This window comes from Novosphingobium beihaiense (genome assembly GCF_022832375.1).
Lineage (GTDB): Bacteria > Pseudomonadota > Alphaproteobacteria > Sphingomonadales > Sphingomonadaceae > Novosphingobium > Novosphingobium beihaiensis.
In genome coordinates, this window is the sequence record NZ_JALHLG010000005.1 from 306,523 (window position 1) to 331,951 (window position 25,429).

A 25,429-nucleotide genomic window follows, 5' to 3' on the forward strand; every position below is an offset into this window, starting at 1 on the left:
CGTTGAACCAGATCCTGATCATCGTCTTCCTGCCGATGCTGGCAGCGATCATTGCCGGGCTTGGCAACAAGCAGCTCGGTAATGTGGCGGCCAAGTCGATTACGACCGGCGCGCTGTTTATCGCGTGCGGGCTGTCCTGGCCGATCTTCATTCAGTTCTTGAACGGCAGCGCCGAGGCGACCGTCGTTCCGGTCATGAAGTGGGTCGCCTCGGGTACCTTGAACTTCGACTGGGCGCTGCGCGTTGATACGCTGACCGCGGTCATGCTCGTCGTCGTCACCTCGGTCTCGGCGCTGGTGCACCTCTATTCGTGGGGCTACATGGACGAAGAGCCGGATCAGCCGCGCTTCTTCGCCTACCTCTCGCTGTTTACCTTCGCCATGCTCATGCTGGTGACGGCGAACAACCTGGTGCAGATGTTCTTCGGTTGGGAAGGCGTGGGCCTTGCCTCGTACCTCCTGATCGGTTTCTGGTTCCGCAAGCCGTCGGCCAGTGCCGCCGCGATCAAGGCCTTCGTGGTCAACCGCGTGGGTGACTTGGGCTTTATGCTCGGCATCTTCGGCACGTTCCTGGTGTTCGGCACGGTCTCGATCCCCGATATCCTCGCCGCTGCGCCGGGCATGGCCGGTTCGACCATCGGCTTCCTCGGGATGCGCTTTGATACCATGACGGTGCTTTGCCTGCTGCTGTTCGTCGGTGCCATGGGCAAGTCGGCGCAGCTTGGCCTGCACACCTGGCTGCCGGACGCGATGGAAGGTCCGACCCCGGTCTCGGCGCTGATCCACGCCGCCACCATGGTGACCGCCGGCGTGTTCATGGTCTGCCGCCTCTCGCCGATGTTCGAGACGAGCCCGACGGCGATGACCTTCATCACCTTCATCGGTGCCGCCACCTGCTTCTTTGCCGCCACGATCGGCTGCACACAGTGGGACATCAAGCGCGTGATCGCGTACTCGACCTGTTCGCAACTTGGCTACATGTTCTTTGCAGCGGGCGTGGGCGCCTTCGGCTCGGCCATGTTCCACCTGTTCACGCACGCTTTCTTCAAGGCGCTGCTGTTCCTCTGCGCCGGTTCGGTGATCCACGCGATGCACCACGAGCAGGACATGCGCTTCTACGGCAACCTGCGTAAGCAGATCCCGATCACTTTCTGGGCGATGACCTTCGGCACTCTCGCGATCACTGGCGTCGGCCTGTTCGGCGTGGGATTCGCGGGCTACCACTCGAAGGATTCGATCATCGAGGCTGCTTACGCGAGCGGCACCGGCATGGGCCACTTCGCTTACTGGATGGGCATTGTCGCGGCGCTGATGACGAGCTTCTACTCGTGGCGTCTGGTGTTCCTGACCTTCTTCGGCAAGCCGCGCTGGGCAGGCTCCGAGCACATCCAGCACGCGGTCCACGATGCGCATGGCCACGGTCATGACGATCATGGGCACGGGCACGCGGATCATGATGACGGTACCGCCGGTTATCACCCGCACGAAAGCCCGCTGGTCATGCTGATCCCGCTGATCTTGCTTTCGGTCGGTGCGATCGCCGCGGGCTATGTGTTCGAGCACGCTTTCGTCAGCGATGGCATGGGCGAATTCTGGAAGGGTTCGCTGGTGTTCCACGAACACCTGATCCACGCGATGCACGGCATCTCGGGCGTGATCAAATACATGCCTTTCATCGTGATGCTGATCGGCCTCGTCATCGCCTGGTATGGCTATATCAAGAACACCCGCTTCCCGGCGGCTGTCGCCGAGCAGCTCGGGCCGGTCTACACCTTCGTGTACCGCAAGTGGATGTTCGACGAGCTCTATCACTACATGTTCGTCGTCCCGGCTTTCTGGATCGGGAAGGTGTTCTGGAAGGTGCTCGATATCGGCGTCATCGACCGTTTCGGTCCGGACGGCGCCGCCTGGGCCGTGGCCAAGGGTTCGACTTACACGCAGAAGGTCCAGTCGGGCTATCTGTACAGCTATGCTCTCATAATGCTGCTGGGCCTTGTCGGCGCCATCAGCTGGGTGATCGCGGGATAAGATGATGAGTGGTTTTCCGATCCTCAGCGTGATGATGCTGGTGCCGCTGGTGGCGGGGCTGGCGTGCTTCTTCCTTGACGCGAAAGCAGCGCGCACGCTGGCGCTGGTTGCGACCCTGGTCGATTTCGCGCTTGGCGTGGTGCTCTGGCTGAATTTCGATATCGGCGGCGCGCAGTGGCAGTTCACAGAACGGCACGAGCTGTTCTCGGGCTTCTCCTATGCGCTCGGCATCGATGGCATTGCCCTTCTGCTGATTGTGCTCACGGTCTTCCTCATGCCGATCTGCATCGGCGCGAGCTGGAAGTCGGTGGAGAAGCGCGTCGGCGAATACATGGGCGCGTTCCTGATCATGGAAACGCTGATGATCGGCGTGTTCTGCGCGCAGGATATCTTCCTGTTCTACATGTTCTTCGAAGCCGGCCTGATCCCGATGTACCTGATCATCGGCATCTGGGGCGGTCAGGACCGTATCTACGCCGCCTACAAGTTCTTCCTCTACACGCTGCTCGGCTCGGTGCTGATGCTGGTGGCCATGCTCTACATGGTTCACGTCGCGGGGACGACCGACGTGCCGACGCTGATGGCCTACAACTTCGATCCGAAGGTGCAGACCTGGCTGTGGCTCGCGTTCTTCGCCAGCTTCGCGGTGAAGATGCCGATGTGGCCGGTCCACACCTGGCTTCCCGCCGCGCACGTTCAGGCGCCGACCGCCGGTTCGGTGATCCTGGCGGGCGTGCTGCTGAAGATGGGCGGTTACGGCTTCATCCGCTTCTCGCTGCCGATGTTCCCCGAAGCCTCGGCACAGTTCGCGCCGCTGATCTGGGGTCTGTCGATGGCCGCCGTCGTGATCACCTCGCTGATCGCGCTGGTGCAGGACGACATGAAGAAGCTGATCGCTTATTCCTCGGTCGCCCACATGGGCATCGTGACGATCGGTCTTTTCGCGTTCAACACGCAGGGGCTGGAAGGCTCGATGATGGTCATGCTGAGCCACGGCCTTGTCGCGGGCGCACTGTTCCTGTGCGTGGGCATCATCTACGATCGCCTGCACACCCGCGAGATCGCCCGGTACGGCGGCCTTGCGATCAACATGCCGCGTTATGCGCTGTTCTTCCTGCTCTTCACGATGGCCTCGATCGGCCTTCCGGGCACCAGCGGTTTCGTCGGCGAATTTCTGAGCCTTGCGGGGATCTATGCGATCTCGACATGGACCGCGCTGATCTGCGCCACCGGGATCATTCTGGGTGCGGGCTATATGCTCTATCTCTACCGCCGGGTTGCCTTTGGCGACCAGAAGAACGCCGATGCCGCTGCCATGCTGGACCTCGACGCCCGCGAATACCTGATGGTCATTCCGCTGGCGCTCGCGGTGCTGTGGATGGGCGTCTATCCCGAGAGTTTCATTGCTCCCATGCGCGCCGATATCGCCGCGCTGGAAGCCCGGATCGCCTCTGCGGCGCCGGAGGGAGACTCCAAGGTCACTGTTGGCAAGGAAAAGCCTGTGCACGAAGAAGTTGCGCATGAGGGGGCACACTGATGGACTGGTCGCAGTCGCTGCGCCTGATCGCGCCGGAAGAAACGCTTAGCATTGCAGGCCTGATCCTGCTTCTCGTTGCCGCCTGGGGCGGGGACAAGGCAAGCCGTCTGATCTCGATCCTCTCGGTGGCCGCGCTGGTGGCTGCCGGAGCCATGGTCGCACCCGCGCTGTGCGGCGGGGCGATGGGCCCGGATACCTCGGCCTTCTTCGGCCAGTTCCACGCCGATGCTTTCGCGAGCTATACCAAGGTTCTGATCTACCTCTCGGCCGCCGCCTCGCTGGTGATCGCGCCTGCCTTTTTCGACCGCTTCAAGGCGATGCGGGCCGAATATCCGATCCTGGTGCTCTTCGCCGCGCTCGGCATGGGCATCATGGTTTCGGCGGGCGATCTGCTGACGCTCTACATCGGCCTCGAAATGAACTCGCTCGCCGCTTACGTGCTCGCTGCCTTCTTGCGCACCGATGACCGTTCGGCCGAAGCGGGCCTCAAGTACTTCGTGCTGGGCGCGCTGGCCTCGGGCATTCTGCTGTTCGGTATGAGCCTGGTTTACGGCTTCACCGGCACCACCGCGTTCAGCGGCATCAACGCCGCGCTGGCGGGCGGTCTTTCGAACGGCGCGCTGTTCGGTATCGTCTTCATGCTGGCAGGCCTCGCCTTCAAGATCAGCGCCGTGCCGTTCCACATGTGGACGCCGGACGTTTACGAAGGCTCGCCGACGCCGGTGACGATGTTCTTCGCCACCGCGCCCAAGGTGGCTGCTCTCGGCCTGATGATGCGCGTGCTGCTCGATGCCTTCGGCGATCAGGCCGCGGCCTGGCAGCAGATCGTGCTGTTCCTGGCGCTCGCCTCGATCGTGGTCGGTGCGCTGGGCGCCATCGGCCAGACCAACATCAAACGCCTGATGGCCTATTCGTCGATCAACAACGTCGGCTTCATCCTCGTCGGTCTCGCCGTGGCGACGCCGCAGGGCGCTTCGGCCATGCTGTTTTACCTAGCGATCTATATCGCGATGTCGCTCGGCGGGTTCGCGGTAATCCTGATGCTGAAGGACGAGAACGGCAATTACGTCGAGCACATCCCCAGCTTCGCCGGCCTGTCGCGCACGCGTCCGGGATTGGCGCTGGGCATGGCCATGGTCATGTTCAGCCTTGCCGGTATTCCGCCCATGTTCGGCTTCTGGGGCAAGTTCCTGGTGTTCAAGGCTGCGGTTGACGGCGGCATGATCGTGCTTGCGGCGCTGGGCTTCGCGGCTTCGGTGATCGGCGCGTTCTATTACCTCAAGGTTGTGAAGGTCATGTACTTCGACGAACCAGCCGATGTGGTGAAGGGCGAAAGCGACGTGTGGCACAAGCTGATCCTCGTGATCTCCTGCCTTGTGATCTCGCCGCTGGGCTTCCTGCTGACCAAGTGGCTCGGCGGTCTGGCCGATACGGCCGCGACCGCGCTGTTCCATGCGCTCTGATCCGATCTGGGCGCTTTGATCCGGACCGTCGAAGAAACCGGTTCCACCAATGCGGATCTGATGGCCATGCTTTCGGGCGGGGAATACCTGCCCGAAGGCGACTGGCTCGTCGCCAACCGCCAGAGCGCGGGCAGGGGGCGTCTCGGCCGCGTCTGGAACGACGGGGCCGGGAATTTCATGGGCTCCACCGTGGTGCGGCCCGGGCCGGGTGATCCGCCGCCTTCTACACTGGCGCTGATGACGGGGCTTGCCGTGCATGAGGCACTGGCTGCGTTCGTGCCGCAAGCGAGGGCGCTCTGGCTCAAGTGGCCTAATGATCTGCTGCTCGATGGCGCCAAGATTGCCGGTATCCTGCTGGAAATGGCGGCGGGCACGGTGATTGTTGGTATCGGCGTAAACCTTGCCGCCGCGCCCGACATTCCGGACCGCGCTGTTGCTTCGCTCGCAGACTACGGTCCAGCTCCGGATCGCGATGCCTTTGCGGCAGCGCTCGCGGCCTCGTTTGATCGGGAACTGCACCGCTGGCGCAGCGCTGGCCTTGCCCCGCTGTTGCGCCGCTGGCAAAGTGCCGCCCATCCTGTGGGAACGCCGTTGAGGGTGCTTCCGCCGGGTGAGGATGTGCTTGAAGGCAGGTTTGCCGGGCTTTCGCAGGATGGAAACCTCCTGCTGGAGCTGGCCGATGGAACGCAGCGGACGGTCCACGCAGGCGATGTCCTGCTTGCAAGCGCGCCACATTGAGGAAGTCAAAACCCATGCTGCTCGCTATTGATGCCGGCAATACCAATGTCGTTTTCGCGCTGCTGGAAGGCCGCACGGTCAGGGGCCGCTGGCGTATCGCCACCGATCCGCGCCGCACCGGTGACGAATATGCCGTGTGGCTGATGCAGCTGCTGTCGATCCGTGGCATCGAAGCGAGCCAGATCAGCCGGATTATCATCTCCACGGTTGTGCCGCGCGCGCTGCACAATCTGGAAATCCTGTGCCGCCACTATTTCAATGTCGAGCCGATGATTGCAGGGCAAGGCAAGGCGGACTATGCGATCGACATCGACGTGGATGAGCCGCGCTCGCTGGGGGCGGACCGCGCGGTCAATGCCATTGCCGCTCATGCCAAGCATGAAGGCGACCTGATCGTCGTGGATTTCGGCACCGCCACCACGTTCGACGTGATCGATTTCCATGGCGCCTACAAGGGCGGCATCATTGCGCCGGGCATCAACCTCTCGCTCGATGCGCTGGTGGGCAACACTGCCAAGCTTCCGCGCATCGCCATCGAAGTGCCGGAAAGCAAAAGCGTTGTCGGCCGCAACACCGAGGATCAGATGCTGATCGGCGTATTCTGGGGCTATGTGGCGATGATGGAGGGCCTGATCGCCCGCATCCGCGCCGAGATCGGCCGCCCGGCCAAAGTCATCGCCACCGGCGGGCTCGCCGTACTGTTCGACGAGGCGACCGACATGTTCGACGCCGTCGATGCCGATCTCACCATCGATGGCCTCGCTATTCTTGCCGAAAGGGCAGCATTGAAGTGATTCCGGGTAACGAACTGGTTTTTTGCGCCCTTGGCGGGTCGGGCGAGATTGGCATGAACGTCAATCTCTACGGTTGCCAGGGCAAGTGGCTGATGGTCGATCTGGGCATGACCTTCGGCATGAACGAATATCCCGGCGTCGATCTCGTCTTCGCCGATCTGGAATTCATCGAGAACGAGCGGGAGAACCTGCTCGGCATCGTGCTGACCCATGCGCACGAGGATCATATCGGCGCGGTGCCCTATTTCGCCGAGGAACTGGACGTTCCGCTCTATGCCACGCCATTCACGGCCAAGCTGGTTGCGGCCAAGCTGGAAGAGGCGGGCATTCTGGACGAGGTGGAACTGATCGTGATCGAGGATCTCGAACAGTTCCAGATCGGTCCCTTTGGTGTGCGTTACGTTCCGCTGGCGCACTCGATTGCTGAGGGCAATGCGCTGGTGATCGAAACGCCTTATGGCCGCATCTTTCACACCGGTGACTGGAAGCTGGACGATGCGCCACAAATCGGCACCCCGGCGACCGCCGAGGAACTGACCGCCATCGGCGACGAGGGCGTGCTGGCGCTGGTCTGCGATTCCACCAATGTCTTCAACGACAAGGCTTCGGGCTCCGAAGGCGAGGTCTACGAAGGTCTGCTGAAGGAAGTGAAGCGGCACAAGGGCAAGCGTGTGCTGGTCACGACTTTTGCCTCCAACGTGGCGCGGTTGCAAACGCTGGGCGATGTGGCACGCAAGACCCGGCGCAGGCTTTGCGTGGCAGGCCGTTCGCTGGATCGCATAATCCGGTCCGGGCAGGCCTGCGGGTATCTCAAGAACCTGCCGGAACTGATCGATCCTGAAGAAGCGATGGATCTTCCGCGCGAGGAAGTTTTGATCATCGCCACCGGGGGGCAGGGCGAGCCCCGGGCGGCGCTGGGACGCATTTCCGAAGGCAGCCACCCGATCAAGCTGGAAAAGGGCGATGTCGTGCTGTTCTCCAGCCGCCAGATCCCCGGCAACGAAATTCCCATCGGCCGCATCCAGAACCGGCTTTCCGAAGCCGGGGTGGAGATCGTGACCGACCGCCAGAGCATGATCCACGTTTCCGGCCACCCCGGGCGCCCGGAACTCGAAGCGCTCTATGGATGGCTGCGGCCGCAGATCCTGATGCCGGTGCACGGGGAAGTGCGTCACATGAAGGAGCAGGTCCGCTTTGGGCTGTCCTGCGGCATTCCCAAGGCAGTGTTCCAGAAGAACGGCGACCTTGTGCGCCTGGCTCCCGATCATCCCGGCAAATTCGGCGAAGTGCGCGCCGGGCGGCTCGTGCTCGATGGCGACATCATCTCTCCCGCCGATGGCGAGGCGATGGTGATGCGCCGCCGCATTGCCTACAACGGCGTCGTTTCGGTAGCGGCGGACCGCAAGGGGCATGTCGAGATCGCGGCCATGGGCCTCCCGCTGGACGAGGACTACGACGAGTTCATCGAGGAAGCCCGCCGGGACGTTGCGGAGGCGCTGGGCCGCGCGAAGAAGGCGGACCGGGACGCCCGTGTCGAGGCCGCCCGCCTTGCCGCCCGCCGCGCCGCCACGCGCTGGTCCGGCAAGAAGCCGCAAGTGCAGGTTCTACTGCTGGAGGATTGAGCGCGATGCAGATGCAATGGTTCTCGATCCTGGCGATCTATGGTCTGCTGTGGATTCTGAGCGCTTTCCTCGTCATGCCCATTGGCCTGCGCACCCCCGATGAATCGGGGGACGAGGTCGGCGCGGGCCATGCCGATAGTGCGCCGGTGAACTTCCGCCCGCGCGTGATCGTGTTGCGCGCTACGCTGCTCGCAGCGGTGCTGTTCGTGCTCTACTACGAAAACTACGTGAACGGATGGATCACGCTGGCCGATCTCAATTTCTTCGGCGATCCGCCGGTGAAGGATCTGGGCTACTAGGCTCAGGAGCTATTAATCCCGCCATCGAGGCGCCCAAATGGCGAACATATCGAGCCAAAGGGCCCGCCGGGAAGGCTGGTTGCCTTTCCAAGGGCGCTTTGGTTCGATATGGAAGCCATGTGGGCGTCCCGAAGGGATTTGACCAAAATGGCCCATGGCTGCGTCAAGAAGCCTTGAAATATCGACATATTCCTGCGCCTTCTTTCCTGGCCCTGAGCCATTTTGCCTCAAACCTCGATGGCGCGATTAATAGGTCCTGAGCCTAGCGGCAGAACGCTATCCGGCGAGGGTCTCAGACCAGCAGAGGGATAGCGTTCCCGAAATTGTGCATGATGACCGGCAGCAGCACGCTGCCGGTGCGCACGCGCAGCCACACGGCAATCAATGCGGGAAGCGCCGTCAAGGCCATGTACAGCGGGTCGAACGTGAAGTGGCCGCCGGAATAGCTGAAGGCATGGGCAAGGCCGAACAGGGCGCAGGAAAAGATCGCGCCCCAGCCCCAGTCTATCCCCAGGAACTGCACTCGTGCCGTGAAGGCCCGGTCCAGCGCGAGCAGCAACAGCCCGCGGTAGAACGGTTCCTCCTCGAAGCCCGGCATTGTCAGCTGGAACGCCACGTCTTCGCCCGTTGCGGGGCCGCTCGGGAAGGCGAGAGAGATGGCCAGAAAGAATAGCCCATAGAGCGCCAGAACCGGAATTGCGGACCTGAGGCTGCCCGGGTTGTGCTTGAGTGTCAGCCCTGCATTGCGCCATTGGAAAGCGGGCAGCAGGGCAATTGCAAATGTGGCGGCCATGGCCAGCACTTTGCCTTGCCAGTTCCACTGCAATTGCGGCGCCACTTGCGGCAAGGTTCCGTAGAAGCCGGTCAGCAGAGCGTCGTTGATGGCAACAAGCAACATCGCGGCAATCAGCCAGCGCGGCGCGAAGTGCTTTCTGTCCGCCAGACCCGCGGCACATCCCGCCAGCAGCAACCGACCGAGAATAGCGCCTAGCGAAATCAGTCCGTTCATGCCTGCCGTCTGCCGGCCGGTCTCAGATCATCCACGCAGCCGCTCGATCCCCTGAGCCAGCGCGACATAGAGCTTGCCCATGTCCGACGAGAGCAGCGTCACACCCAGCGCATTGCCGTCGCGGGTGGAAAGCACCTGGCGCAGCACGGCCTCGAAATCGTGGATATAGCGGCTGACATGCTCGCGGAAAGTATCGTCGCGTTCGAAGAGCTGCTGGATCGCCTTGATCTCGCCGTTTTCCAGAAGGCTGACGGCACGGCGGGTGAAAATGCCCCGGTCTCCGCGCAGATAGGCGGCCCAGGCGGTGTCCGCCACATCGGTGGACAAGGCACCCGCGATATCGATCGCGTTGGAATTGAGCGATTCGGTAATGAGCGCGACGCGGCGCGAGAAGTCGTTGTCGACCTGCTCTTCGGCACGCTGGCGGGCGTGTGAGACCCGGCTTTCGAGATTGCCGGCCAGTTCATCGACTTTGGCGAGCTGATCGCGCAACTGGATCGTCGTTTCGCGGGTGACGCCTGCGGCATGGGCCACAGCTTGTTCGAGCTGCCCGGAAACTTCCGAGACTTTCGTGCGCATGGCCTTTTCGATGGCCTGAGCGCTCTCATCCCCCAGGTTTTGCGCGACGGCGGCGATCCGCTCTGCGCTTTCGCTTTCGATCGCTTCCACGGCCTCATTCAGGGCCGTGCGCAAGGCGCCAATCGCGGCGGTGAGTTCATCGCGCGCCTTGCCAGCACTGCTGCTGGCGGCACTGTCGATCTCGGTGAGAGTGGCCTGCATCCGGGTCAGTTGCTCGGCATGGTCTTCGCCTTGCCTGCTCACAGTGTCCTGCGCTTCGGTCAGCCTTGCCATCAGGGCTTCGAGATGGGAGCCGGACTGTTCGATGCCGGAGGCCAGTTCCTCGCCGCTTTCGGCGGATTGGCGCAGCACGTCCAGAAGTGCGGAAACGCCGCCTTCGAGGCGGTGCAGGCGGTCTTCCGAGATCGCCAGAGCCTCGGGCAGGGCGGTGTGAGTCTGCTTGGCGCTCGCCTGGATCAGTTCGAGCAGGCGCACGCTGTCGTCGGTGAGCTTCTCTACATCCGTTTCGGTTGCGGCCAGCGTGGTCCGGGCGGCGGTGAGGCGGTCTGTCAGTGTCTGGAGGCTGCCGGTCAGCCGCATCTCGGAATCGCCGGTCTGTGTGGCAATTTCGCCAAGACGGCTTTCGAACGCGTCAAGCTGCGCCGTTACCGCTTCGGCGCGCTCGCTCAGCGCGGCGGCATGCTGGCGGTGGCGTTCGAGGCGTTCGGCAATCGTGCCGTCGAGATCGCCCAGCATATGTTCGATACGCGCGATGGCGTGGCGTTCGTGTTCGACCTGGCGGGCCTGCCGCTCTTCCGCCTCGATGACGAGCTTCTCGCCCCGCTCGGAGAGGGCTTCGTCCATGCGCTCAGCTTCGGCAACCAATGTCGCAAGGCGCCCGGCAAGCGAATCCAGCGCTGTCTGCTGGGCCTTGGCGATGCTTTCGGTCGCGGCGGTCTGTTCGCCGTGCAAGTCCGTAAGGGCGGTCTTGAGTGCTTCGATGGTTTCGCGCTGAAGACCGTTGATCCTGTCCACCGTTGCCGACTGTTCCGTCCGCAGCGTTTCGAGCGAGTCCCTGAGGGCTTCCCCGGCCCGCTCCTCGGCATCGCGCAAGGCGCGCGAGACCACGTCGCTTTCATCGCGCAGGGCAATGAGGCGGGCGCGCAGCGATGTGAGGCTTTCGGCTTCGTGATCGTCGAGCTGACCGCGGGTTGCATCGATTTCCGCGGTCAGGGCGGCGGCACGGGTACGGATGGCGGCGAGGGCGTCGATCTCGTGCTTGTCGAGCTGGGTGCGGAAGTCTTCGCCTTGCGCGGCGAGGGCGGAGAAGCGCTCGTCAGCAATGGACTGGAACTGCTCGCTCTGCCGCTGGAATTCCGTCAGCGTCTCATTGACGCGGGCCCGCAGCGATTCGACCTGGCGTTCGCTGGCGGAGCCGAATTCGTTGAGGCGCTTGAAGCCCTGCACCATGTCTTCAAGCTGGGCCTCGGCTGTGCGCCCGGCATTGCCGATATTGTTGGCAACGTCCTTGGCCGAGCTGGCGATCACCGGAAGCTGGCTGCGCAGCTTTTCCATGTTTTCGAGCGCGCTGGAACTCACGGTGCTGATCGAATCGACCCGTGCGCCATTGTCGCGCACCAGATCCTGTAGACGCCCCGCATTCTGGGACAGGCGGTCTGCCGCCACACGGCCGAGCGATTCCAGATCGCGCGACTGCGCTGCGATGAATTCGCGGGCAAGGCTGAGTTCGCGGTTCACCGTGGTCAGCCGCTGTTCGAGCTGCGCGGACTCGGTGGAAAGCAGGCGTGCGACATCGCCGAACCGTTTGCCCTCACGGGCGCTGTGGCGCATCGCCAGCAGCCAGACGAGGCCGGTAAGCAGAACAGGCACGCACCATTGCGTGACGAGGCCCGGCACGTCGGCCAGCGCCAGACCTGCCTGCAACTGGGGCAGGTGAGCGGCAATGAACAGGCCGCTCCAGCCCGCGACCGTCAGCCCGGCCAGCGCCGGAGCTATCCAGCTACGGGACGGTTCGGCGCTTTCTTCGCCCGCGATCCAGGCATCGTCCCAGATGGCCTGGGGCTCTGCTTCCGCGCCGGGCGTGGCGGCGGCGGTGTCCGTGGCGTCCTGCTCCTCCGCGGAGTTTTCGCCGTTTCCCGCGCCGAACGCGATGATCCTGTTTTCCCCTGCCATCCAGGCAGAATACCACGTGCCCGCCAGCAATAAACCCCGGTTTAACGCTTTGCGCAGTATCCTGGGGAAATGGCTTACGAAGCAGGTGCTCTGGAAGAAACTCTCGCCGCTGCGGCGGGCGGCGATGCCGTGCTGCATGCCGAGCTGCGCGCGGCCTATGCCGAAAGCGTGGGGCGGCAGGTGGACTTGCTTGAACGGTCCCGTTGCGATGGCAACTGGCATGTCGCGGCGATGCGCCTGAAAGGGCTCGCGGCCAGCTTTCACTCCGCCGCATTGCTCGCGCTGGCCGAAGACGCGCTGGATGCCGCGCCGGGCGATCCGTCGGTAGTGCGGCGGCTCAAGGCCTATGTCACCGAGTTTTCCCTAAGCTGATTTATCCGTTCTGCTTGGCACTTCGGGCCAGGCCCCCTAAATCGGGTCTTGCGGGGCTGGAGAAACGATTTGCGGATAGCATTGCTGGCGATGACGGAGCCTGCCGGCGCTGGACAGCCGTCCCCGCGGGCGTTCCTGCGCGTGGCCGGTGCCAGTCTTGCACAGCATCAGTTGGGGCTGGTGCTGGCGCTCGATTGCCAGCGCGTGATTTGTTTCGCGCGCGGAACCTCTCCGGAACTCATCGCGCTGCAGCATGCTGCCGAAGATGCCGGGCTGCAGTTCGCCATCGTGACAGGCGCCCGTCAGCTTGCCGGGCAAGTGACGGCGGCCGACGATCTCATCGTGGTGAGCGAGGGGCTGTTCGTGGAACCCGCGGTCGCCGCGCCGCTGCTGGAAGACCGCAGACCGGCAGTGCTGGTGCAGCCCGTGGAGGGGGCGCTGGCGGCAGGGTATGAGCGGATCGATATCAACCGGGCCAGTGCCGGGATCATGAGCCTGCCCGGCCAGCTGGCCGAGCGGCTGCACGAACTGCCTGCCGATTGCGATGTTGTTTCCGCGATGACCCGGATCGCCCTGCAATCGGGTGTGCAGATGCGCGAGGTTCCAGCGGCCGCGCGCGCTGGGACAGACTGGCGCATGGTTCGCAGCGAAAACGAGGCCTACGCTCTGGAAAACGAGTGGCTGCGCCTGCGTTTCGCGGATGGGCCGACGTCGCCCGGCCGGGCGGTGGCCCGCCTTGGCGTCGTCAGTTTCGGTTCGTCGATGCTTCACGCGGGCAATGCCAGCAATGCATTGTCGGCGGGCGTGGTGGTTCTTCTTGCGATAGCGGGCGGTCTGGGCTGGTTCGGGCTGGTGCCCGGCGGGTTTCTGTTTGCTGCGCTGGCCTGGGTGCTGGCGGAGGCCAGCGGCCTGCTGCGTTCGGCCGAACGGCATGCGTTGGGCTTGCTACCTCCGGCGATCCCCCGGGCCGATGTGCTCGCATGGTTGACCGATACGGTGTTCGCGGTCTTGATCCTTGCCGATACGCCGCGCTTTACGGGGCAGCCTCTGCTGTCATGGCTGTCTGTCCCGGCAATATTGATGCTGCTTCTGGGACTTGTCCCGCGTGTGGTGAAGCGCACGGCGTCGCGCTGGATCGGAGACCGGCTTCTGCTTGGCGTGTTGTTGAGCGTGGCATCGGCGCTGGACTTGCTTCTGCCCGGGGTGCAAGTCGTGTCCATTGGCCTTATTGTGGCCGGGCTTTTGCTGGCCGGGCGCCAGCAGAATTAGGTGTTCAGATCCTAACCCGGATTTAACCAAATGAGAATTAGACGGGTGGGATGATCGACAGGACTGTCCAACCGGCAAGCGGAGAAAACGTGGAGGCCGTGCTGCGCGAGGAACTCGCGCGCGGCGATGCCATGGCGGAAACCGTGTTGCCCATTCTGCGCCATCTGGTCGCCGCAGAGGACAGTTCCGTGTTCAGCGATGAGATTCTCGCGCGGGTGCGCGGCATGCTGGGTGATATCGCCGGTGCCTTGCTGGCAGCTGCGGGGCACGATGGCGAACGGGCAGAAGATGCTGCCGAAGCAGAGCATCTTGCCAGTGCACTGACGGACAATCCCGCGTTGCTGGCTCACGTTCATGCTCTCGCGCTGGAATGGCATCTGACGGAAAAGATGCAGGGCCGCCTTGCGATCGATCCGGTGGTTTCGCCGCTGATGCAGGCGTTGATTGCATCGGCCGACCCGGATGTGCAGCGGCTCGCCATGACGTTTCTGGCCGCGCAGGCCCGCTGGTGCCAAGGGCTTCGGCGAATGACGCTGCCCTTGCGCGAATTGCCAGGCGATCTGTTCCATGCCGTGCTGCTGACCTTGCGGGCGCACGCCGTCCACACACCGGGCATGGCGGAGCGGGTTGCGCAGGCCGAGGCCGCGCTCCGGCAGACATATGACGAGAGCACGAGCCGTCTCGGTCTGGCATCGCGGCTGCTTGTTGAGCTGGGGGGCGAGGCGCAGGCTGCGGCCCTGTCTTTGCAGCATGGCGGTGTGGCGCTGTTCGTGACGGCGCTGTCTCACGGATCGGGGCAGGGGCGCGATGGTGTGGTCCTTGCCACACACAAGGCGCAAGTCGCGCGGCTGGCTCTGGCGCTGCGCGCGGCGGGGCTGGAACCTTCCGCCGTTGAGGAACAGTTCCTGGCGCTGCATCCGGACGTGACATTGCCGCCCGGTTTCGATCGCGTCAGTCCCGATCTGGCGGCATCGGTTCTCTCATCGGGGCGCTATCCGGGATGATGGCCGAAGAGGGAACCGTTCTGGCCCGCGCGGAAAGTGATGCCGAGGACCGGCTGCTGCGTGCGGATGAGCCGCTGTCCGGGCTGCAGTTGCGCTGCGGCGGGGAGCTGCCCGGTACGATCGCGATTCCCGAACTGCTCGAACTGGTCCGCAAGGCGCGGCGCTATGGCTTTCGCGTTGCCCGTGCCGTCAGTGCGCATGACGGGCTGGAAACGGTAACGGCCTGGGCCGAAGTCGATCCGCAGGGGGAAGGGCAAGGGTGTGTCATCCGTCTGCGCAGTTGGCATGCAACGCCGGTTCCGGTGGAAGACAGCGCGGCGGCCGAAGGGCGCCGCACGCTGACGGCACGCCATCTCGCCGAGCTTTCCGCCCAGCTCGATGCCGGGCAGCGGGTGCTGACGGTCGTGTCCGACAGCCCGGATCTGGCCGAAGTGACGGCGGCGATGGAAGCGGGGATCGGACGGCCCTGGACCGATTTCCTGCCGCTGGAGGATTTCGCCCACCAGCAGCCGTTGCACTGGCGCCTGCTCGATGGCGCGCGCGTGGCGGTGCCGGGCACGGAACGCGCCTGGCAAGTTGCGCTCATCCCGCATATGCAGCCAGGGTTTGATCCTGCCGGTTTCGAACTGCTGCTGCTCTCTGACGAGGCCGTGATCGAGGGGGCTGTTGTCCCCACGGTGCCGACGGTTCCGCTCGTGCCTGCGCGCCGGAGCCTTGTCGGCCAGGATATCGCGCCGGTGCTCAAGCAGCCGATCTCGCGGATCATCGCCAATGCCGAGACGATCCGCACCCGGCTCGCCGGGCCGCTGCCCGACGCCTATTCGGAATATGCCGGGGAAATTGCCAGCGCGGGCAAGCTGTTGCTCGAACTGCTCGATGACATGGCGGATCTCGAAGTGGTTGAGTCCGAAGGGTTCAGCACGGCGCCTGACCGTATCGACTTGTCCGAAGTCGCGCGGCAGGCAGCGGGAATTCTGGGCGTGCGGGCGCGTGAGAAAGGCATCGTCATCGAGGCGCCGCACCCGTCCGATCAGCTTCGCGCAATTGCCGAGTTCCGCCGGGTCTTGCAGGTGCTGCTCAATCTCATCGGCAATGCAATCCGCTATTCGCCCGAGAATTCGCACATCTGGATCCGGCTGGAGGACATGGGCGAGCGCGCCCGGGTAATCGTGGCCGACCAGGGGCCGGGTGTTTCCGAGGAGCAGCAGGCCTGCATGTTCGAAAAGTACGAGCGGCTGGGGCGCAGCGGCGATGGCGGCACCGGGCTTGGGCTCTACATCTCGCGCAGCCTGGCAAAGGCCATGGGGGGCGAGCTTTCGGTGGACAGCGCGCCGGGGCAGGGCGCCCGTTTCATGCTGGACGTGCCCTCGGACCCGCAGGCCTGATGGAGCCCTGATTCAGCGGCGCCCGTTGCCGCGCCAGAGGAGCCAGAGCAGGATAAAGCCGACCGCCGCCAGCACCGCGCCGCGTATGGCCCAGGTCCTGTCCGCCAGCATGAAGCTTTCCGCCGGCCACATCAGCACGCCTGTGCCCTGGCAGACCCACAGCGCACCCATGGCAACGGCGAGCACGCCGAAAACGAAGGCAATGATCCTCAAAAACAGCATGATGTTGTCGCTTCCCGCCCAGAAGGCTGAAACGATGCAGCCCCGATACGGCAAGATTGTGGCCGTATCCGGCCGAATGTCCAGTGCTTCCATTGCTGTGTAAGAAAGGTTCGTAGCGCGGCGATCCGGTGCTATTGGTGCGCCGTATGGGAAGCATCTGGCCTGACTTTGAAAATGGATGACTTGCGCAGGGTTCCCCCGTTTGACGATGACGGGATGGATTTCGATCTGCCAGACGGCGGGATCGCGTCAGAATCCGAAGAAGGGCCGAAGCGGCGCCATATGCGGCGCCATACGCGGCGCTGGTATGCCGTGCGTATTCTGGCCGCGATGCTGCTGGGCTTCTTCCTGATTGTGGGCTGGCTGGCCGTGACGGCGCCGCTGTCGAAGTCTCTTCAGCCGATCTCGCCGCCCCAGATCACGCTGCTGGCAGCCGACGGCACGCCCATCGCGCGCAACGGGGCCATGGTGGAAGCCCCTGTCGAGATTGCGAAGCTTCCCCAACATGTGCCCCAGGCCTTCCTCGCGATCGAGGACCGCCGCTTCTACAGTCACTGGGGCATAGACCCGCGTGGTCTGGCCCGCGCCTTGTGGACCAACATGACGACGGGCCGCACCGAAGGCGGCAGCACGATCACGCAGCAGCTTGCCAAGTTCACTTTCCTGAATTCCGACCGCACGCTGGGGCGCAAGGCACGGGAGATGCTGATCGCTTTCTGGCTGGAAGCCTGGCTGACCAAGGACCAGATTCTGCAGCGCTATCTCTCCAATGCCTATTTTGGAGACAATGCCTATGGCCTTCGGGCCGCCTCGCTGCACTATTTCCACCGCCAGCCGGAGAAGCTGACACTGGGCCAGAGTGCGATGCTGGCAGGGCTGATGAAGGCACCTTCCAGGCTCGCGCCGAGCCGCCACTACGAGCGCGCCGAACAGCGCATGCGCGTTGTTCTTCATGCCATGGCCGAAGCGGGCTATCTGACGCAGGAACAGGCAAAAGCCGTGCGTGCGCCGCGTCTGGATGTGCGCACGAAGGCGGACCTGCCGACGGGCACGTACTTCGCCGACTGGGCCTTGCCGCAGGCCCGCGCGCTCGATCAGGATAGCTACGCGAAGGAAACCTATACGACGACACTGGACGCCCGCCTGCAGGGCTATGCGCGCCGGGCCATTGCCCGTGCCGGACTGGGCAAGGCGCAAGTGGCGCTGGTGGCGATGCACCCGAACGGAGAAGTCGTGGCGATGGTGGGCGGCAAGGACTATGCCCAGTCTCCGTTTAACCGGGCCACGCAGGCCCAGCGCCAGCCGGGATCGACGTTCAAGCTGTTCGTCTATCTGGCGGCGCTGAGCGAAGGCATGAAGCCATCCGATACGATCGCGAACACGCCGTTCACGGCTGGCAGTTACCGGCCGGAGAATGCAGGCGGCCACTATTCGCAGACGATCACGCTGGAGGATGCCTTTGCGCATTCCAGTAATGTCGCTGCGGTCCGGCTGCTCAACAAGGCAGGCGATGCTGCCGTGATCCGCATGGCGCGTTCGCTGGGAGTGACATCGCCGCTGCCCGAAGGCGATCCCAGCATTGCCCTGGGCACGGCCACGATGAATCTTCTGGACCTGACCGCCGCCTATGCCGGGGTGGCCGGAAACCGCTTTCCCGTGAAGCCGACGGCATTCCCGGCGGAAGAGGAGGGATGGTTCGACGGACTGCTGGGGCGCAAGCACAGCCTTTCAAAGGATGTGCACGCCGATATCGAGAAAATGCTCCGCGCGGCGGTGAACCGGGGCACCGGCCGCGCCGCGATGCTGCAAGCCCCCAACTATGGCAAGACCGGCACCAGCCAGCAAAACCGGGATGCGCTTTTCGTGGGATATGCGGGCGGTCTGGTCGTGGGCGTGTGGGTCGGAAACGATGACAATTCGCCGCTGAAAGGCGTTTCGGGCGGGACTGTTCCGGCCCGCATCTGGCGCGATTTCATGAAGCAGGCGCTGGGTGAAAAAACCGCGCCCGAGCCTGCGCCGCGTCCCGATCCCGCCGGTCCCGTGCAGCCGCTCGACCTTCCCGATCTTGGCGAAATCCCGCTTGGCGATGTCGGTAATTTGCGCTTCGAGAATGGCGAGGCGATCATCAGGGGCCAGATCGATGGCAATCCGATTGACCTGCACATCGATAACGGCGGCCTCAGGATCGATGGCGGCACAGTCTCCGGCGATCTCGGCAAGGCCCGCAGCGAAGTGCAGCGCGCGCTGGACGAGGCGGCCGAGGCGAAACGCAAGGCGGCGGAAGAGGCTCAGAATACAGGCCCCTAGGAGCAAGACTTATGCCGCGAAGAAGCATGACATTGCGAAACTGTTGATGTTCTTCCCGGCCTGAGGGTCTACCATCGGGCGTCGACTCGATGGACACAGCATGGAAAGCCGATGCTGATGACTCTCGCCAATCTTGTCTGCTTTCTTGTCCCCCCATGCGCGGAGCAGGGGTGTGGTACAGCCGCAACCGTTTCGCGGTATCCGGCCGCGTGTGCGCCGCCGTGCCCGCCCCGATCGACGAACAACGCTATGACCAGGAGGTTGGTATGCGGACTTTGACGATTGGTGCCGTTCTTGCCGTAACGCTTGCTGCCGGGGCCGCCGCTTATGCGGGATCGGCTCCCCCGGCCGGGATGCAGGGCGAAAGCCGCGGTTCGGGGCTCATGCAAATGGGCATGGGGCAGATGGGGATGGGGCAGATGGGGATGGGGCCGGGGCGCCGGGGAGGCGGGCCTATCCCGCGGCACCGGGCGGCCATGATGCATGGCATTCCCGAGCCCTATAAATCGATGACCAATCCTTTGCCTGGAACGGCCGAAACGCTGAAGCGCGGGGCCAGGGTCTATGCTGCGACTTGTGCTGCATGCCACGGCGCGCAAGGATTGGGTGACGGACCAGCGGCCGCCGGTCTGACACCGCCTCCGGGCGATCTGGCCTGGCTGGCGAACCGGCCCATGGGGCAGTGGGATCCGTTTATCTACTGGTCCGTGGCAGAGGGCGGCGCCCAGTTCGGGTCGGCCATGCCTGCCTACAAGGAAAGCCTTACTCCGGACGAGATATGGGCCGTGACCGCCTATATCCAGGCGCATTTCCCGAAGACCTCGAAGTAGAGGGAGCAAGGCCCGCCGCCGTGCGGACCGGACATAAAGAAAAAGCCCCCGCTTTCGCGAGGGCTTTTTCTTTATGCGATCGCTCGCGGCTGGTTTCAACGCTTGTCGAGCGGAATGTAATCGCGCTGCGTCGGGCCAGTGTAGAGCTGGCGCGGACGGCCGATCTTCTGGCCGGGGTCCGAGATCATTTCGTTCCACTGCGCCACCCAGCCCACAGTGCGGGCGAGGGCAAAGAGCACGGTGAACATCGTGGTCGGGAAGCCAATCGCGTTGAGGATGATGCCCGAGTAGAAGTCCACGTTGGGGAACAGCTTCTTCTCGACGAAGTACGGATCGCTGAGCGCGATTTCCTCAAGCCGCAGCGCGGTTTCGAACAGCGGATCGTCGACCTTGAGCGCTTCGAACACTTCGCGCACGGTGGACTGCATGACAGTCGCGCGCGGGTCGTAGTTCTTGTAGACGCGGTGGCCGAAGCCCATCAGGCGGAACGGGTCGTTCTTGTCCTTGGCGCGCTCGATGTAGTGCGGGATCTTGTCCGGCGTGCCGATTTCCTTGAGCATGTTGAGCGCGGCTTCGTTCGCGCCGCCATGGGCCGGGCCCCACAGGCAGGCAATGCCGGCCGCGATGCAGGCGAACGGGTTCGCACCCGACGAACCGGCGAGACGCACGGTCGAGGTCGAGGCGTTCTGCTCGTGGTCGGCGTGGAGGATGAAGATGCGGTCCATCGCCTTTTCGACAGCGGGGATCACTTCGTATTCCTCGGCCGGAACGCCGAACGTCATGCGCAGGAAGTTGCCGGTGTAGGACAGGCTGTTGTCCGGATAGAGGAACGGCTGGCCGACGGCGTACTTGAACGCCATGGCCGCGATCGTCGGCATCTTGGCGATCAGGCGGTGGCTGGCGATCTTGCGCTGAAGCGGATCGGAGATGTCGGTGGAATCGTGATAGAACGCCGACAGCGCGCCGACCACGCCGCACATGATCGCCATCGGGTGCGCATCGCGGCGGAAACCCTGATAGAACGTGCGCAGCTGCTCGTGCAGCATGGTGTGGCGGCTGATGGTGAATTCGAAGGTTTCCAGCTCTTCCTTGCTCGGCAGTTCACCATTGAGCAGCAGGTAGCTGACTTCCATGAAGGACGAATTCTCGGCCAGCTGGCCGATGGGATAGCCACGGTGGAGCAGAACGCCTTCGTCACCGTCGATATAGGTCAGGGCGCTTTCGCAGCTGGCGGTCGAGGTGAAGCCCGGGTCGAACGTAAACATGCCCGCCTGGCCATAGAGCTTGCGGATATCGACAACGTCCGGACCCACGCTGCCCTTCAGGACAGGATAGTCGTATTCAGCGCCGCCGGCGCCCAGTTTGACCTGATCACCCACCAGTTTTTCTCCTTATGCTTGAGACCCGGCCGGAACCTCCGCCTGCGCGCCAATGCGCGCAAGGCTCTCATCCCTGCCGAGCAATACCAAAACGTCGAATATCCCTGGCGATGTCGTCTGACCCGTCAGGGCTGCCCGCAACGGTTGTGCGAGCTTGCCGAGTCCCAGTCCCAGTTCCCCGGCCATTGCTTTCAGGTTGGCTTCCAGGCCTTCCAGAGTCCATTCGGGCTCTGCGGACAGGCGCTCGTGAATCGCGGCAAGGCGCCCCCGCGCCTCGCCGGTCAGGAGCCCTTGCGCCTTCTCGGTCATGTCGAGCGGACGCTTGGCGAACAGGAAGGCGGCACCTTCTGCAAGATCGTTGAGGTCCTTGGCGCGGACCTTGAGCACGGGCATCGCGCGCGTCAGCAAGCCGAGGTCCGCATCGCCGCCAAGGCGGGGCAGGACCAGCTCCGCAAGCCGCTCATCGCTGGCTTCGCGCAAGTAATGTCCGTTGAGATTCTGAAGCTTGGCAAGATCGAAGCGAGACGGTGACTTGCCGACGTGCGCGATATCGAACCATTCCACGGCCTGCTCGCGGGCGATGATTTCCTCGTCGCCATGGCCCCAGCCAAGCCGGAGCAGATAGTTGAACAGCGCTTCGGACAGCACGCCCAGTTCGTCGCGGTAGGTATCGACGCCCAGCGCGCCGTGGCGCTTGGACATCTTCGCGCCGTCCGCACCGTGGATCAGCGGAACATGGGCATATTCGGGAATGTCCCAGCCCATGCCCTTGAGGATCACGAGCTGGCGGAACGCGTTGTTGAGGTGATCGTCGCCGCGGATCACGTGGGTGACGCCCATGTCGTTGTCGTCCACAACGACCGCGAGCATATACGTCGGCGTGCCGTCGCTGCGCAGGATCACGAAATCGTCGATCTCCGCGTTCTGCACGGTGACCGCGCCCTGCACGAGATCCTCGATAACCGTCTCACCTTCGCGCGGGGCCTTGATACGCACGACGTAGGGCTGGCCTTCGGGCCAGGTGGAGGGATCGGCGTCGCGCCATTCGCTGTCGATCCGGAACGGGCGGCGCTCTTCCTGTGCCTTCTGGCGGCGCTCGGCGAGTTCCTCGGGTGTGAGGTAACAGCGGTAGGCGCAGCCTTTTTCCAGCAGTTCGGCCGCAACTTCGGCGTGCCGCTGCGAGCGGGCGAACTGGAATACCGGTTCTTCGTCGCCATCGAGGCCGAGCCAGCGCAACCCGTCGAAAATGGCTTCGATAGCCGCATCAGTCGAGCGGGCGCGGTCGGTATCTTCGATACGCAAGAGATAGGTGCCGCCGTGATGGCGGGCATAGAGCCAGTTGAACAGCGCGGTGCGGGCGCCGCCGATATGCAGGAAGCCGGTGGGCGAAGGAGCAAAGCGCGTTACGACAGGCTTCTTGCCAGCCGTTCCACCCGATGCACTGCCGCTTGCCATTACTTCTGCCTTCCTGTCCTATGCGGGCCATGGCGAGCCAGGCCACACCGTCTGAAAATCCGCGCCCGGACGCTGTCCGGGGCGCTGCACTGCAACATCGGCCATGGAACAGCAAACGCCTCTTGTCGAGGGGTTTGGCCGCATTTGAGAGATTTCTTTCCAGTGCCGGTTTTGATCGCGGGCCATGGCTTGCGGTGGCCTTCGGAGCGGGAATCGCCGCCTGGTTCGTACTCCCTTCGCCGGGCTGGTGGATTGCATGGTGCGTGGGCTGGTTTGTCCTGGCCGGGACAATGATTGTCTCCCGGTGGTCAAATGGGAGGTATCCGCATGTTTTTATAGGAGTTTTGTCCGTTTCGGTTCTGCTGGGTGCCGGTTGCCTGACGGTTTGGGTGCGCTCCGCGCTGACGGGGCAGCAGCCTATTGCCCGGCCTATCTTCGGAACCTTCACCGGCAGGATACTCGAACGGGAGGAGCAGCCTGCCCAGGGGCGCGGCAGGCTGATTTTGGCCATGCGCGAACCGGACAGCGCACGTGCGATCAAGGTGCGTGTGAACCTGCCACTGGCAGAAGCCCCGATCCGGCCCGAAGTGGGGGCGGTGATCCGCTTCAGGGCCAGGTTGATGCCGCCTGCGCCGCCGATGCTGCCGGGCGCTTACAATTTTGCACGAACAGCCTGGTTTTCCGGGCTTTCCGCCACGGGAACCGTGCTCGGCACGCCCGAAGTGATCGCGCCGGGGCGAGGCGGAGGCCGTTTCGCAGCGTTGCGGGCGGGGCTGGCGCGCCATGTCCGGGCACGACTCGCACCGGGAGAGGCGGGAATCGCGGCAGCCCTGGCCGCTGGAGACCGGGGCGGCATTGCGGAGGCCGATGCCCAGGCTATGCGCGATGCCGGGCTGGCGCATTTGCTGTCGATCAGCGGGCTGCATGTCAGTGCCGTGATCGGCGCGGTTTATCTGCTGGCGTTGCGGCTTTTGGCGCTGTCACCGTGGCTGGCCTTGCGCGTGCGCCTGCCTGTCGCGGCTGCAGCAGCCGGGGCTCTGGCCGGGATCGGCTATACGCTGTTGACCGGCGCCGAAGTGCCGACCGTGCGCTCGTGCATCGGGGCTTTGCTGGTTCTGGCGGCGCTGGCGCTGGGGCGGGAGCCTTTGTCGCTGCGCATGCTGGCCGTTGCCGCGGTTTGCGTGCTCCTGCTCTGGCCTGAATCGATTGCCGGGCCGAGTTTTCAGATGAGTTTCGGGGCGGTGCTGGCGATCGTGGCCTTGGGAACGGCCGCGCCTGTCCGGCGGTTTCTGGAACCGCGCGAGGAAGCGGCGGCGGCGCGCGCGCTGCGTTATCTGGCAATGCTGTTGCTGACAGGCGTGGTGATCGAACTCGCGCTGATGCCGATCGGGCTCTACCACTTTCATCGGGCCGGGGTGTACGGGGCACTGGCCAATGTGGTGGCCATCCCGCTGACGACATTCGTCGTGATGCCCCTGACCGGTGTGGCGCTGGTGCTCGATCTGGCGGGGGCGGGCGGTCCGGTGTGGTGGCTGGCGGGGAAGGCCATCGGCCTGCTCCTCAGCATTGCCCACGTAATTGCGGCGAGACCGGGGGCCGTCACGGTGATGCCTGCCATGGGCGGATGGGCATTCCTGCTCTTCGTGGCGGGAGGATTGTGGCTGGGCCTGTGGAGCGGACGCATCCGCCTGTGGGGGCTTGTTCCCGCTGCGGCAGGGGCGCTGACGCTGGCCGCCATGGCCCCGCCCGATGTGCTGGTCACGGGCGATGGTCGCCACGTCGGGCTTGTCGATCCAGGCGGCGGCAGGCTTTTCGTCCTGCGCGAGAGCCGCAGCAACTATGTGCGCGACAATCTGCTGGAACTGGCCGGAATGGAGGGCGAGCCCGTTTCGATAGCGCAGTGGCCGGGCGCCCGCTGCAACCGGGATTTCTGCACTGTGCCGGTGCCGCGGGAAGGGCAAATCTGGCACCTCCTCATCGCCCGCGGGCGGGACAACGTGCCGGAACGCATGCTTGCCGCAGCCTGCGACAAGGCGGATATCGTGATCGCTGACCGCTGGCTGCCACGCAGTTGTCACCCGGCCTGGCTGAAAGCGGACCGTTCGATGCTACGCCGCACCGGAGGCTTGGCGATCCATCTCGCCGAAGGCAAAGTCATGACCGTTGCCGAAGGGCAGGGCGATCATGGATGGTGGCACCCCGGCCGGTAGGCCGGATGCCTTCCATGCCTTAGTGATAGCGGCGCAGAAGCCCCGCCAGCTTGCCCTGCACCTCGATCTCGTCGGGGCCGTAGACCTGCGGTTCATAGGCCGCGTTGGCCGGATCGAGCCGCACCATGCCGCTGTCGCGGTGCAGATACTTGAGCGTCGCTTCCTCGCCGCGCACCAGGGCGACCACGATTTCGCCGTCGCGGGCCGTATTGGTGCGTTTCACCAGCGCGAAATCGCCATCGAGAATGCCCGCATCGACCATCGAGTCGCCCGAGACTTCCAGCGCATAGTGCTCGCCGGAGCCGAGCAGGGCGGCTGGAACGGGCAGGGTCGCCTGGCCTTCCAGCGCCTCGATCGGAACACCGGCGGCGATGCGGCCATGCAGCGGAATTTCGATCACGTCGTTCGCAGGCTCCGGCATTGCGCGGGGCGCGGCTGTCTCGTTGCTGTTCGCCGGGGCGGGGCGGGCTGCGGCAGGCTTGTTCGTCGCATCCTCGGGCTGGCGCAGCACTTCCAGCGCACGGGCGCGGTTGGGCAGGCGGCGGATGAACCCGCGTTCTTCCAGCGCCGAAATCAGACGGTGCACGCCGGACTTCGATTTGAGGTCCAGCGCTTCCTTCATTTCTTCGAAGCTGGGAGAGATGCCGCTCTCTTCAAGCCGGGTCTGGATGAACCGGAGCAATTCGTGCTGCTTGCGCGTCAACATGGTCGCTGCCTCTTGCTTGCCATTCGCCGGAATGTTCCGCCGGAAATGTT

20 protein-coding genes are annotated in these 25,429 nt (G+C 64.1%); 14 read left to right on the forward strand and 6 right to left on the reverse strand.

Annotated elements, in window-relative coordinates:
- Positions 1 to 2 precede the first annotated feature (2 nt).
- Genes nuoL through MTR66_RS05110 form a run of 7 tightly spaced genes read left to right on the forward strand, consistent with a single transcriptional unit; the run spans position 3 to position 8,480 of the window.
- Positions 3 to 2,027 carry an NADH-quinone oxidoreductase subunit L gene (gene nuoL, locus MTR66_RS05080; protein ID WP_243918439.1) on the forward strand — a complete coding sequence of 675 codons (2,025 nt, stop codon included), beginning with the start codon at positions 3 to 5 and terminating at the stop codon, positions 2,025 to 2,027.
- A 4-nt stretch (positions 2,028 to 2,031) separates the two neighbouring features.
- Positions 2,032 to 3,564 carry an NADH-quinone oxidoreductase subunit M gene (locus MTR66_RS05085; protein ID WP_243918441.1) on the forward strand — a complete coding sequence of 511 codons (1,533 nt, stop codon included), beginning with the start codon at positions 2,032 to 2,034 and terminating at the stop codon, positions 3,562 to 3,564.
- Positions 3,564 to 5,027 (forward strand): NADH-quinone oxidoreductase subunit NuoN, encoded by a 1,464-nt coding sequence (gene nuoN / locus MTR66_RS05090; protein ID WP_243918443.1) that lies wholly within the window; start codon positions 3,564 to 3,566, stop codon positions 5,025 to 5,027. Before MTR66_RS05085 ends, nuoN begins: the two co-directional genes overlap by 1 nt.
- Positions 5,028 to 5,042: 15 nt before the next feature.
- Positions 5,043 to 5,765, forward strand: a complete 723-nt coding sequence (locus tag MTR66_RS05095) for a biotin--[acetyl-CoA-carboxylase] ligase (protein WP_243918445.1) — start codon at positions 5,043 to 5,045, stop codon at positions 5,763 to 5,765.
- Between the two features lie 14 nt (positions 5,766 to 5,779).
- A complete protein-coding gene (locus tag MTR66_RS05100) occupies positions 5,780 to 6,559 on the forward strand; it encodes a type III pantothenate kinase (RefSeq protein WP_243918447.1) in 780 nt (259 codons plus the stop codon).
- Entirely contained in the window at positions 6,556 to 8,181 is a 1,626-nt protein-coding gene (locus MTR66_RS05105) for a ribonuclease J (protein WP_243918449.1), read from the forward strand. Before MTR66_RS05100 ends, MTR66_RS05105 begins: the two co-directional genes overlap by 4 nt.
- A gap of 11 nt (positions 8,182 to 8,192) precedes the next feature.
- Positions 8,193 to 8,480: a DUF1467 family protein gene (locus MTR66_RS05110; RefSeq protein WP_243918973.1), complete on the forward strand. Its 288-nt coding sequence runs from the start codon at positions 8,193 to 8,195 to the stop codon at positions 8,478 to 8,480.
- Between the two features lie 292 nt (positions 8,481 to 8,772).
- Here MTR66_RS05110 and MTR66_RS05115 read toward each other — a convergent pair whose 3' ends face one another.
- Together MTR66_RS05115 and MTR66_RS05120 are read right to left on the reverse strand one after the other, a co-directional pair.
- Complete coding sequence (locus MTR66_RS05115; RefSeq protein ID WP_243918450.1) at positions 8,773 to 9,489, reverse strand: CPBP family intramembrane glutamic endopeptidase, BDIM_20840 family; 717 nt, start codon at positions 9,487 to 9,489, stop codon at positions 8,773 to 8,775.
- Between the two features lie 27 nt (positions 9,490 to 9,516).
- The gene (locus tag MTR66_RS05120) at positions 9,517 to 12,240 is read right to left on the reverse strand and encodes a coiled-coil domain-containing protein (RefSeq protein ID WP_243918451.1); all 2,724 of its coding nucleotides are present in this window, start codon (positions 12,238 to 12,240) and stop codon (positions 9,517 to 9,519) included.
- Between the two features lie 69 nt (positions 12,241 to 12,309).
- Here MTR66_RS05120 and MTR66_RS05125 point away from each other — a divergent pair, with 69 nt between their 5' ends.
- From MTR66_RS05125 to MTR66_RS05140, 4 genes are all read left to right on the forward strand, one after another.
- Entirely contained in the window at positions 12,310 to 12,612 is a 303-nt protein-coding gene (locus MTR66_RS05125; RefSeq protein ID WP_243918452.1) for an Hpt domain-containing protein, read from the forward strand.
- 90 nt (positions 12,613 to 12,702) lie between these two features.
- The gene (locus MTR66_RS05130) at positions 12,703 to 13,881 is read left to right on the forward strand and encodes a hypothetical protein (protein WP_243918453.1); all 1,179 of its coding nucleotides are present in this window, start codon (positions 12,703 to 12,705) and stop codon (positions 13,879 to 13,881) included.
- A 50-nt stretch (positions 13,882 to 13,931) separates the two neighbouring features.
- Positions 13,932 to 14,885 carry a hypothetical protein gene (locus tag MTR66_RS05135; RefSeq protein ID WP_243918454.1) on the forward strand — a complete coding sequence of 318 codons (954 nt, stop codon included), beginning with the start codon at positions 13,932 to 13,934 and terminating at the stop codon, positions 14,883 to 14,885.
- Positions 14,885 to 16,270, forward strand: coding sequence for a sensor histidine kinase (locus MTR66_RS05140; RefSeq protein ID WP_243918975.1), 1,386 nt, complete (start codon positions 14,885 to 14,887; stop codon positions 16,268 to 16,270). The genes MTR66_RS05135 and MTR66_RS05140 overlap by 1 nt, the downstream gene beginning before the upstream one ends.
- Positions 16,271 to 16,282: 12 nt before the next feature.
- On the opposite strand, the gene MTR66_RS05145 is transcribed toward MTR66_RS05140, so the two are convergent.
- Entirely contained in the window at positions 16,283 to 16,585 is a 303-nt protein-coding gene (locus tag MTR66_RS05145) for a hypothetical protein (RefSeq protein ID WP_327194483.1), read from the reverse strand.
- Between the two features lie 81 nt (positions 16,586 to 16,666).
- Between MTR66_RS05145 and MTR66_RS05150 the strand changes: the two genes are divergently transcribed.
- Complete coding sequence (locus MTR66_RS05150) at positions 16,667 to 18,799, forward strand: transglycosylase domain-containing protein (protein ID WP_243918979.1); 2,133 nt, start codon at positions 16,667 to 16,669, stop codon at positions 18,797 to 18,799.
- A 155-nt stretch (positions 18,800 to 18,954) separates the two neighbouring features.
- A complete protein-coding gene (locus MTR66_RS05155) occupies positions 18,955 to 19,629 on the forward strand; it encodes a c-type cytochrome (protein WP_243918455.1) in 675 nt (224 codons plus the stop codon).
- A gap of 95 nt (positions 19,630 to 19,724) precedes the next feature.
- Here MTR66_RS05155 and MTR66_RS05160 read toward each other — a convergent pair whose 3' ends face one another.
- Together MTR66_RS05160 and gltX are read right to left on the reverse strand one after the other, a co-directional pair.
- On the reverse strand, positions 19,725 to 21,008 hold the full coding sequence (locus MTR66_RS05160) for a citrate synthase (protein ID WP_243918456.1): 1,284 nt from the start codon (positions 21,006 to 21,008) through the stop codon (positions 19,725 to 19,727).
- A 12-nt stretch (positions 21,009 to 21,020) separates the two neighbouring features.
- Positions 21,021 to 22,463, reverse strand: coding sequence for a glutamate--tRNA ligase (gltX, locus tag MTR66_RS05165; RefSeq protein WP_243918457.1), 1,443 nt, complete (start codon positions 22,461 to 22,463; stop codon positions 21,021 to 21,023).
- Between the two features lie 29 nt (positions 22,464 to 22,492).
- Between gltX and MTR66_RS05170 the strand changes: the two genes are divergently transcribed.
- Positions 22,493 to 24,673: a ComEC/Rec2 family competence protein gene (locus MTR66_RS05170; RefSeq protein ID WP_243918459.1), complete on the forward strand. Its 2,181-nt coding sequence runs from the start codon at positions 22,493 to 22,495 to the stop codon at positions 24,671 to 24,673.
- 19 nt (positions 24,674 to 24,692) lie between these two features.
- On the opposite strand, the gene lexA is transcribed toward MTR66_RS05170, so the two are convergent.
- Positions 24,693 to 25,379: a transcriptional repressor LexA gene (lexA, locus tag MTR66_RS05175; protein ID WP_243918461.1), complete on the reverse strand. Its 687-nt coding sequence runs from the start codon at positions 25,377 to 25,379 to the stop codon at positions 24,693 to 24,695.
- Between the last annotated feature and the right edge of the window lie 50 nt (positions 25,380 to 25,429).

Coding starts and splice junctions, on each gene's coding strand:
- MTR66_RS05155 (WP_243918455.1), top strand. CDS start 18,955: ATGCGCGGAGCAGGGGTGTGGTACAGCCGCAACCGTTTCGCGGTATCC.
- MTR66_RS05150 (WP_243918979.1), top strand. CDS start 16,667: ATGGATGACTTGCGCAGGGTTCCCCCGTTTGACGATGACGGGATGGAT.
- MTR66_RS05170 (WP_243918459.1), top strand. CDS start 22,493: ATGGCGAGCCAGGCCACACCGTCTGAAAATCCGCGCCCGGACGCTGTC.
- MTR66_RS05085 (WP_243918441.1), top strand. CDS start 2,032: ATGAGTGGTTTTCCGATCCTCAGCGTGATGATGCTGGTGCCGCTGGTG.
- nuoN (WP_243918443.1), top strand. CDS start 3,564: ATGGACTGGTCGCAGTCGCTGCGCCTGATCGCGCCGGAAGAAACGCTT.
- gltX (WP_243918457.1), bottom strand. CDS start 22,463: ATGGCAAGCGGCAGTGCATCGGGTGGAACGGCTGGCAAGAAGCCTGTC.
- MTR66_RS05110 (WP_243918973.1), top strand. CDS start 8,193: ATGCAATGGTTCTCGATCCTGGCGATCTATGGTCTGCTGTGGATTCTG.
- MTR66_RS05135 (WP_243918454.1), top strand. CDS start 13,932: ATGATCGACAGGACTGTCCAACCGGCAAGCGGAGAAAACGTGGAGGCC.
- MTR66_RS05130 (WP_243918453.1), top strand. CDS start 12,703: ATGACGGAGCCTGCCGGCGCTGGACAGCCGTCCCCGCGGGCGTTCCTG.
- MTR66_RS05120 (WP_243918451.1), bottom strand. CDS start 12,240: ATGGCAGGGGAAAACAGGATCATCGCGTTCGGCGCGGGAAACGGCGAA.
- MTR66_RS05140 (WP_243918975.1), top strand. CDS start 14,885: ATGGCCGAAGAGGGAACCGTTCTGGCCCGCGCGGAAAGTGATGCCGAG.
- MTR66_RS05145 (WP_327194483.1), bottom strand. CDS start 16,585: ATGGAAGCACTGGACATTCGGCCGGATACGGCCACAATCTTGCCGTAT.
- MTR66_RS05115 (WP_243918450.1), bottom strand. CDS start 9,489: ATGAACGGACTGATTTCGCTAGGCGCTATTCTCGGTCGGTTGCTGCTG.
- lexA (WP_243918461.1), bottom strand. CDS start 25,379: ATGTTGACGCGCAAGCAGCACGAATTGCTCCGGTTCATCCAGACCCGG.
- MTR66_RS05125 (WP_243918452.1), top strand. CDS start 12,310: ATGGCTTACGAAGCAGGTGCTCTGGAAGAAACTCTCGCCGCTGCGGCG.
- MTR66_RS05100 (WP_243918447.1), top strand. CDS start 5,780: ATGCTGCTCGCTATTGATGCCGGCAATACCAATGTCGTTTTCGCGCTG.